This window comes from Bacillus tequilensis KCTC 13622 (genome assembly GCF_000507145.1).
GTDB lineage: Bacteria > Bacillota > Bacilli > Bacillales > Bacillaceae > Bacillus > Bacillus tequilensis.
On the sequence record NZ_AYTO01000039.1, the window covers coordinates 247270 to 255794 of the forward strand.

10 protein-coding genes and 2 tRNA genes are annotated in these 8525 nt (G+C 43.4%); 1 reads left to right on the forward strand and 11 read right to left on the reverse strand.

What is annotated here, in order from left to right; translation table 11 throughout:
- Positions 1–10: 10 nt before the first annotated feature.
- The 4 genes from tatC to moaC are packed head-to-tail and all read right to left on the reverse strand — an operon-like array spanning position 11 to position 2133.
- Positions 11–775 (reverse strand): twin-arginine translocase subunit TatC, encoded by a 765-nt coding sequence (gene tatC / locus V756_RS0117965; protein ID WP_015252680.1) that lies wholly within the window; start codon positions 773–775, stop codon positions 11–13.
- A gap of 6 nt (positions 776–781) precedes the next feature.
- Positions 782–955: a sec-independent protein translocase protein TatAY gene (gene tatAY / locus V756_RS0117970; protein WP_003234072.1), complete on the reverse strand. Its 174-nt coding sequence runs from the start codon at positions 953–955 to the stop codon at positions 782–784.
- Positions 956–976: 21 nt separating this feature from the next.
- The gene (locus V756_RS0117975; protein WP_024715889.1) at positions 977–1624 is read right to left on the reverse strand and encodes a redox-sensing transcriptional repressor Rex; all 648 of its coding nucleotides are present in this window, start codon (positions 1622–1624) and stop codon (positions 977–979) included.
- Positions 1621–2133 (reverse strand): cyclic pyranopterin monophosphate synthase MoaC, encoded by a 513-nt coding sequence (gene moaC / locus V756_RS0117980; RefSeq protein WP_024715890.1) that lies wholly within the window; start codon positions 2131–2133, stop codon positions 1621–1623. The genes V756_RS0117975 and moaC overlap by 4 nt, the downstream gene beginning before the upstream one ends.
- 125 nt (positions 2134–2258) lie before the next feature.
- Here moaC and V756_RS0117985 point away from each other — a divergent pair, with 125 nt between their 5' ends.
- Positions 2259–4187, forward strand: a complete 1929-nt coding sequence (locus tag V756_RS0117985) for an ABC-F family ATP-binding cassette domain-containing protein (RefSeq protein WP_024715891.1) — start codon at positions 2259–2261, stop codon at positions 4185–4187.
- A 222-nt stretch (positions 4188–4409) separates the two neighbouring features.
- Here the strand turns inward: V756_RS0117985 and tsaD are convergent, their stop codons facing one another.
- From tsaD to V756_RS0118020, 7 genes are all read right to left on the reverse strand, one after another.
- Positions 4410–5450 carry a tRNA (adenosine(37)-N6)-threonylcarbamoyltransferase complex transferase subunit TsaD gene (gene tsaD / locus V756_RS0117990; protein WP_024715892.1) on the reverse strand — a complete coding sequence of 347 codons (1041 nt, stop codon included), beginning with the start codon at positions 5448–5450 and terminating at the stop codon, positions 4410–4412.
- Entirely contained in the window at positions 5443–5898 is a 456-nt protein-coding gene (rimI, locus tag V756_RS0117995; protein WP_024715893.1) for a ribosomal protein S18-alanine N-acetyltransferase, read from the reverse strand. Before rimI ends, tsaD begins: the two co-directional genes overlap by 8 nt.
- A 9-nt stretch (positions 5899–5907) precedes the next feature.
- Positions 5908–6597, reverse strand: coding sequence for a tRNA (adenosine(37)-N6)-threonylcarbamoyltransferase complex dimerization subunit type 1 TsaB (gene tsaB / locus V756_RS0118000; RefSeq protein WP_024715894.1), 690 nt, complete (start codon positions 6595–6597; stop codon positions 5908–5910).
- A complete protein-coding gene (tsaE, locus tag V756_RS0118005) occupies positions 6578–7054 on the reverse strand; it encodes a tRNA (adenosine(37)-N6)-threonylcarbamoyltransferase complex ATPase subunit type 1 TsaE (protein WP_024715895.1) in 477 nt (158 codons plus the stop codon). The genes tsaB and tsaE overlap by 20 nt, the downstream gene beginning before the upstream one ends.
- Positions 7055–7068: 14 nt before the next feature.
- Complete coding sequence (gene thiL / locus V756_RS0118010) at positions 7069–8046, reverse strand: thiamine-phosphate kinase (protein ID WP_024715896.1); 978 nt, start codon at positions 8044–8046, stop codon at positions 7069–7071.
- A 178-nt stretch (positions 8047–8224) separates the two neighbouring features.
- A tRNA-Asp gene (locus V756_RS0118015) sits at positions 8225–8301 on the reverse strand.
- A gap of 63 nt (positions 8302–8364) precedes the next feature.
- Positions 8365–8441, reverse strand: a tRNA-Met gene (locus V756_RS0118020).
- Positions 8442–8525 lie beyond the last annotated feature (84 nt).

Consider the following 8525-nt stretch of genomic DNA (forward strand, 5'->3'; position numbering starts at 1 on the left):
GGATTTTTTGTTATTGTCCCGAAGACACGTCCTGATCGGCAGCACTGCTTTTCTGTGCCTTACGATATGCGGCCTTCGATATAAGAATACTGATTTCATATAAAATCAAAAGCGGTACAGTCACCATCATATGAGACAAAAGCTCAGGCGGAGTAATCAGGGCAGCGATCACAAGCAGCGTAAAATACGCATACTTTCTGATTTTCGCTAAGAACATCGGTGTCACAATTCCAAGCCTGGTCAAAAACATGAGGATGACCGGCATTTGGAACAGCAGTCCAAACGGGATCGTCAGCTGCAGAAGAAAATGAAAATACTCATTAATTCCGATCACCTGATTGACATTCAAATCCTGAGAGATCCGCTTCATAAAATCAACAACAAAAGGAAATAAAATATAATATGAAAAAGATAAGCCCGCTAAAAACAGCAAAATAGAGATCGGAATGTAGCTGAGCGTCACTTTGCGCTCTTTCTCATAGAGGCCCGGGCTCACAAACGCCCAAAGCTGATAAAGAATAACCGGCGAGGTCAGGACAATGCCGATGATAAACGCAAACTGCATAAACACATAAAGCGGGTCTGTCAGGTTAAACGCATTTAGCGTAAGCTGCTTCGCTTCATCTGTTTCTTGCAGATACACAATAATCGGCTTCGCTAAAAAGAATCCAGCGATGAAGAAAACGACAAACGCCAGCGCCACAATCAGCAGCCGTTTTCTAAGCTCAGCAATGTGCTCCAGCAGCGACATTTGATTCACTTTCATTCGTGTCATCCTAACTTACTGATCTTCTTTCTTTTTTTCCTCTTCGTCACTCGTTAATCCTTTAGTAGCGTTTTTGAATTCACGAAGTGTGTCTCCCGCAGCTTTCCCCAATTCAGGCAGCTTTTTAGGACCGAAGATAATCAGAGCGACGATTGCGATAACAGCAAGGCTTCCAGGACCGATCGGCATATTTGGGCTCCTCCTTTCCCTCTATTCGATTTCCTCTAAAACTGAATAATGCTTCAAGAAATACACCAGTGACTGAAGCTCAACAGCTAAATCTATATGATGAATTCGAATGTGTTCCGGCACATTCAAACGGGCCGGCGTAAAATTAAGAATTCCTTTGATTCCTAACGCGACCAATCTGTCTGTAATCGATTGAGCGGCAAAGGCTGGCACTGTAAGAATGGCGACTGATTCATCTTTTACGTGTTGTTCAAGGTCATCAAGGTTATAGACGGGCACGCCGCCTATCTCAGTTCCTATTTTACTCTCATTTACATCAAAAGCCATAGAAATTTTTGTGTTATTATTTTTTGTGAAATTATAATGAAGAAATGCCGTTCCCAAGTTCCCGACACCAATCAAGATCACATCTGTCATCTCATCCTGATCAAGCGTTTTCCGGAAAAATGACAGCAAATAATCCACATTATAACCATATCCTTTTTTGCCAAGAGCTCCAAAATAGGAAAAATCCCTGCGAATCGTGGCAGAATCAACCTTTACGGCATCACTGAGCTCAGCGGATGAAACACGCTGTTTTCCTGACGCATGCAGATTCTTTAAAAAGCGATAGTAAAGCGGCAGCCTTTTTGCCGTCGCCTGCGGAATTTTTGATTGATCCTTATTCATTTTTGGTCCTCCAAATTATACTCGGATAGTTCCCTTTTAAAGTCACCATTTTTCCCGCCCGTCTTCTCCAGCAAGAAAGTAGGGCCGATGACCATCCCCTTATCAATGGCCTTGCACATATCGTAAACGGTAAGAGCGCACACCGATGCAGAAGTGAGCGCTTCCATTTCCACACCTGTACTCCCTTTCGTTTTGACCTGTGCTTTTATATGAAGTATAACTTCTGTTTCTTTTATTTTCCAGTCAAACGATATATCTACCCCGCTCAATGAAAGCGGATGACACATTGGAATGATGTTAGACGTTTGCTTTGCGGCCATAATGCCTGCCACCTGGGCAACAGCCAGTACATCTCCTTTGCCGATATCGTGACTTTGTATTTTCTCGTACACTTCATTCTTCATGTGTACGCTTGAAACAGCTGCCGCAGTACGGACAGTCGAAGATTTTTCGCTGATATCCACCATCTGGGCTCTGCCCTGTTCATTAAAATGAGAAAATCCATTCATATTCAAACTCTCCTTAAACAAATCATACACTATTTCTTTCTCTATGTCTTATTCGGCCAATGTATTGTTTGCTGACTCCTGATTCATAAGCTACACTTAACTTATTATAGCAGAGGTGAAATAATATGATGATCTTACAAATTAATCAGCTGTCCAAATCATTTGGCGCTGATACTATTTTAAACAATATAAAGCTGGAAGTCAGAAATCGCGATCGCGTCGCCATTGTAGGTAGAAACGGCGCGGGAAAGTCCACGCTGCTTAAAATTATCGCAGGCCAGCTTTCGTATGAAAAGGGCGAAATTATTAAACCGAAAGATATTACAATGGGGTATCTTGCCCAGCATACGGGCTTGGATTCTAAGCTTACCATAAAAGAAGAGCTGCTGACTGTTTTTGACCACTTAAAAGCAATGGAAAAGGAAATGCGGACTATAGAAGAAAAAATGGCGGCAGCTGACCCGAGTGAACTGGAAAGCATCATGAAAACCTATGATCGGCTTCAGCAGGAATTCAGAGATCAAGGCGGCTATCAATATGAAGCAGATGTCAGATCGGTCCTGCACGGCCTCGGCTTCAGCCATTTTGACGATTCAACACAGGTGCAAAGCCTCAGCGGAGGTCAGAAAACAAGGCTCGCCTTAGGTAAGTTGCTTTTAACACAGCCTGATTTGCTTATTCTCGATGAGCCAACGAACCATCTGGATATTGATACGCTAACCTGGCTTGAACATTATTTGCAGGGCTATTCAGGCGCCATTCTCATCGTTTCGCATGACCGCTACTTTTTGGACAAAGTGGTAAACCAAGTATACGAGGTATCAAGAGCGGAAAGCAAAAAGTATCACGGCAACTACAGCGCTTATCTCGACCAAAAAGCTGCGCAGTATGAGAAAGATATTAAAATGTATGAAAAGCAGCAAGATGAAATCGCCAAGCTTCAGGACTTCGTAGACCGAAATCTGGCCAGAGCCTCTACCACCAAAAGGGCGCAAAGCCGCAGAAAACAGCTGGAGCGAATGGACGTCATGTCAAAACCGCTTGGCGATGAAAAATCGGCAAACTTTCACTTTGATATTACAAAACAGAGCGGAAATGAAGTCCTGCGTGTTCAGGATCTCACAATCAGCTATGAAAACCAGCCGCCGCTTTTAACAGAAGTGTCGTTCATGCTGACAAGAGGAGAAAGCGCGGCGCTTGTCGGGCCTAACGGAATTGGAAAATCGACATTGCTGAAAACATTAATAGACGCCCTAAAACCAGATCAAGGAACGATCTCATTGGGCTCAAATGTCAGTGTCGGTTATTATGATCAAGAACAGGCCGAGCTGACTTCCTCTAAACGTGTTCTTGATGAGCTGTGGGATGAGTACCCTGGTCTTCCGGAGAAAGACATCAGAACGTGTCTCGGAAATTTCTTATTCTCCGGAGATGATGTACTGAAACCAGTCCATTCACTCAGCGGAGGTGAGAAAGCAAGACTGGCCCTTGCTAAGCTGATGCTGCAAAAAGCCAATTTTCTCATCCTCGATGAACCGACCAACCATCTGGACTTGGACAGCAAAGAAGTTCTCGAAAACGCGCTGATTGATTATCCAGGCACACTGTTATTTGTCTCACATGACAGATATTTTATTAACAGAATCGCCACAAGAGTATTGGAGCTTTCCCCAAACCATATAGAGGAGTATTTGGGAGATTACGATTATTATACGGAGAAAAAATCAGAGCAGCTTGAGCTGGAGAAAATGAATCAGCAAGAGGAAGTCGAAAAAACACCAGCTGCGGTGAAGTCTGACTCAAAACGTTCATATGAAGAAGAAAAAGAATGGAAAAAGAAAGAACGCCAACGGCTCCGACGGATTGAAGAAATTGAAGCCGCTGTTCAAACCATTGAAGAAAACATCAGTCACAACGATGAATTGCTATGTGATCCGGAAGTCTATCAAGATCATGAAAAGGTACAAACCATCCATGCGGACAACGAGAAGCTCAATCAGGAGCTGGAATCTCTTTTGTCTGAATGGGAAGAACTATCCACAGAAGAAGATTAGAAAAAGTCAAGCACCTCTTTTTAGAGGTGCTTTTTATCCACAGAAAATAATCTTATAAAAAAAGTAAGCGTTTTATACACATTCCCCACAAAATATTCTGAATTTATCCACTATATTAAGAATGTCTCCACCCCTTTATCCATCTATATTTCTATACTTACTCACAGACATGTGGATAAATTGAGAATTATCTGTTAATAACAAATGAAAAGCCCCACGCCATTAGGTCGTGAGACTTTGATAAGAAGTCAATTCAAGGCCGGGCTGGCCATTCATATCATATGCACCGCGAATTCCCTTTTCAAAAGCAATAGTACCAGCAGCAGCGATCATTGCAGCATTATCCGTGCATAACGCTAACGGAGGAATGACAAGCGCAATTCCTTCATGCTGGGCAAATTCCTTTTCTAATGCAGCTCTGAGGCCTCTGTTTGCCGCTACTCCTCCGGCTAAAAGGACCTGTTTGACACCATATTCCTTTGCCGCACGTGCCGTTTTTGTCACTAAAACATCAATCACGCTATTTTGGAAACTGGCAGACAAATCTTCCGGAGCAATCTCTTGTCCTTTTTGAGACGCATTATGAAGCGTATTGATCACCGCAGACTTCAACCCGCTGAAGCTGAAATTGTAAGAGCCTTCTTCGAGCCATGCGCGAGGAAGCGGAATATTGTCATTCCCTTTCTCAGCAAGCTTGTCAATTTGCGGTCCACCCGGATATGGCAATCCCATCGTCCGCGCCACTTTGTCGTAAGCTTCTCCTGCAGCATCATCCAGAGTTTCCCCAATGACTTCAAATGACCCGTGTTCCCTCATATAAACCAATTCTGTATGGCCTCCAGAAACGACCAACGCCAGTGCCGGAAACACGATCTCTTCTACAAGACGGTTCGCGTATATATGACCGGCTATATGATGGACGCCAACTAACGGAATCTGATGCGCAAAGCTTAATGCTTTAGCAGCATTCACTCCGATAAGAAGCGCTCCTACCAGTCCCGGACCTTCCGTTACTGCAATTGCATCAATATCACTATACGTCATGCCGGCTTTCCGAAAAGCTTCTTCTATGACCAACGTGATTTGCTCAACATGATGTCTTGAAGCAATTTCCGGAACTACGCCTCCAAACCGTTTATGGCTTTCAATTTGAGAAGCTACTACGTTCGAAATGATTTCTTTCCCGTTTTTCACGATAGCCGCTGCTGTTTCATCACAGCTTGTTTCTATTCCTAATACGTAAATCTCTTTTTGCTCACTCATTTATCGTCACCCACATAATTAACGCATCTTCCCCGTTATCAGTATAATAGTTCTTTCTAATTCCGCCGGGCTGCATCCCGAATTTCTTATATAAGCCTTGAGCAGGATGATTTGAAACCCTCACTTCAAGTGAAAGCCGTCTTGCGTCTTTTTCCTTGCACAGTTCAACCGCTGAGCGAAAAAGCGTTTCTCCTAAAGACTGGCCGCGATACGCCGGTTTTATTGCTATATTTGTTATTTGTGCGTCATCCATCACAATCCAAATCCCGCAATATCCCGCGACATGGCCGTCCTTTTCAATCACAAGATAATGAGCATACGGATTTTCCTGCAGCTCATGATAAAACGAATCCTTTGTCCAAGGAGACGTAAAGGAGGATGCTTCGATTTCGTATACGTGATCAATATCATTAAGCTGCATGTTTCTGACTGCTGCTTTAGTTTTCATCCTATCACCCTACTTTTGACTTTCAATCCATTTCGCTTCAGCTTCTGCCAGCCGCAAGTAATCCGGGATAAGCCCATGAACATCAGCTGCGTTCTTTTCCGCACCTAGAAAAGCCAATTCTGAAGGACGCGGGTTATGCTGAGCAGCTGTCCCAATAACCCCTTTTGCCCCAAGCATATCCTCTATCATCTGCTTGTGAATAGACGTATCATGACCTAAAAACAAAACAGGTCGATCCTTTTCTTTTAGCATCTCCAGCCATTCGGCCAGCATCACATTTTGATCTGAAACCACTTGCTCCAAAAGCCCGTTTTTGTATTCATACAGACCTGTATACACCTGTCCCCGTCTTGCATCAAAAATAGGGCTGATCAGACCGTCAAAATGCCGTCCATTTGCCGCAAGCGCCTCAAGGCTTGATACAGCAGCAATCGGAATGTCTAAAGACCAGGCAAGGGTTTTGGCGAGTGTCACACCGATTCTTACTCCTGTGTATGAACCAGGTCCTTTTGCAACGACTATTTTAGAAAGATCCTGCGGCGTCATATCACAATCATTCAGCAATGAATGAACAGCAGGCATCGCTCTTACAGAATGGTTCTTTTTCAAATATGTAATGTGTTCTGCGATGACAGTATCTTCTCGAAGCAGCGCAATGCCCAACGTATAATTTGAAGTATCAATTGCTAATATTGTCATGTCTACTTATCTCCTCACAAAGCATTTCATACCGATCACCGACAGCAGTAAAGGTCATTTCCCGCTCATCGCCACCAGCTCTTTTGATGACAATTTGCAGTCGCTCCTGCGGCAGCTGTTCTTCGATTAAATGGGCCCATTCAACGAGACAGACACCTTGTCCGTGAAAATATTCATCAAGCCCCAAATCTTCACTTTCGTCTTCCATTCTATACACATCCATATGATAAAGAGGGAGCGCGCCATCGTTATATTCTTTTATAATTGTAAAAGTCGGACTGTTTACAACACGTGTAATGCCAAGTCCTTCCGCAAAACCTTTCGTAAAAGTCGTTTTTCCGGCTCCTAAATCGCCCTCTAATGTCAGGACATCTCCCGGTTTAGCAAACGATGCCGTCAGCTTTGCAATTGCCTTTGTTTCTTCAGGATTTTCAGTTCTCCACTTTAATTGCTTCACACGAGTCACCTGTCTTATTTAAAATGATTATATCCTTTTTTCTCTAAGGTCATTGATGTTTTATCTGTTTTGAGGATTACGTTTGATTCTGTTTTTTCTCTGACATGGCCAATCTTTGTAATGGACAGTTGACGCGTTTCACACTCCTGCTTCAACACTTTCCAATCAGCCTTCGAAACCGTCCCCGTCAGCTCAAAATCCTCACCGCCAAACAAAACCCATTCTTTCCAAGCAGGATCAAGCTTATGTAAGTCAGAATGGACTGGAAGCATGCCTTCATCAATTTCAATTGAGACACAGCTGGCTTCTGCAATCTCATTAAGTTCACTAGCTAATCCGTCACTAATATCATTTAAAGCTGCCCGTTTAAAACTGGAGCATAATCTTCCGACGCTTACTCTTGGCTCAGGCCGTTTATGCCTGTGGATAAAGTAATCCGTTTCCACAAATGCGCTTTGAGGATGAGTCTCTCCCAGCAATAAAGAAAGTCCTGCTGCAGAAGAACCGATTTCACCGGTTACAAACACAATATCATCCGGTTTTGCCAAGCTGCGCAAACAAGCCTGTCCCTTTTCAACTTCACCGATCACAGTGACTGTAACGACTAATTTGTCAGCGGTAGAAACTGTATCGCCGCCAATCAGATCCATATGATATAGTTTCGCCAGTTCATTCATTCCTTCATACATTGCCTTGATTTCAGACTTCGTCCATTTTGAAGGTATCGCAAGTGATACCAAATAAAATTTAGGAATGCCTCCCATCGCGGCAATATCGCTTATATTAACGGCTAACGCCTTATACCCGATATCTTCAGGTGAGGAATAGTGTAATTTAAAGTGCACATCTTCTACCATAGTATCAACACAAACAATTTCCTGAGCGCCATGTTTTGCAGTGTAGAGCGCTGCATCATCACCTATTCCTACATTAACGGAAAAATGGTGAATGGTTCGCGGAGTAATGCTATGTATCAAATCAAATTCGTCCATGAACCAAAACCCCCTTTTCAACCTGCTTATGTCTATATGCTCTTCTTAGTGTATCGAATTTTGCTGGAATATCCAAGATATTGCCGATACAAAGAAAGCTTGGCTATAACACCAAGCAGAAAATACGGTAAAAGAAAACACAAAAAAAACGAAAACATGATCGTTTCGTTTACAATAATGGCGGTCCGGACGGGACTCGAACCCGCGACCTCCTGCGTGACAGGCAGGCATTCTAACCAACTGAACTACCGGACCATATTTATATAATGAATTATTTTGAGTTGCACCCTTTGGGCACTCCTTATTTCATAAACAATTTGGTTGCGGGGGCAGGATTTGAACCTGCGACCTTCGGGTTATGAGCCCGACGAGCTACCGAACTGCTCCACCCCGCGATGATATAATTTAAGATAAAAGCTTGGCGGCGTCCTACTCTCACAGGGGGAAACCCCCGACTACCATCGGCGCTGAAGAGCTTA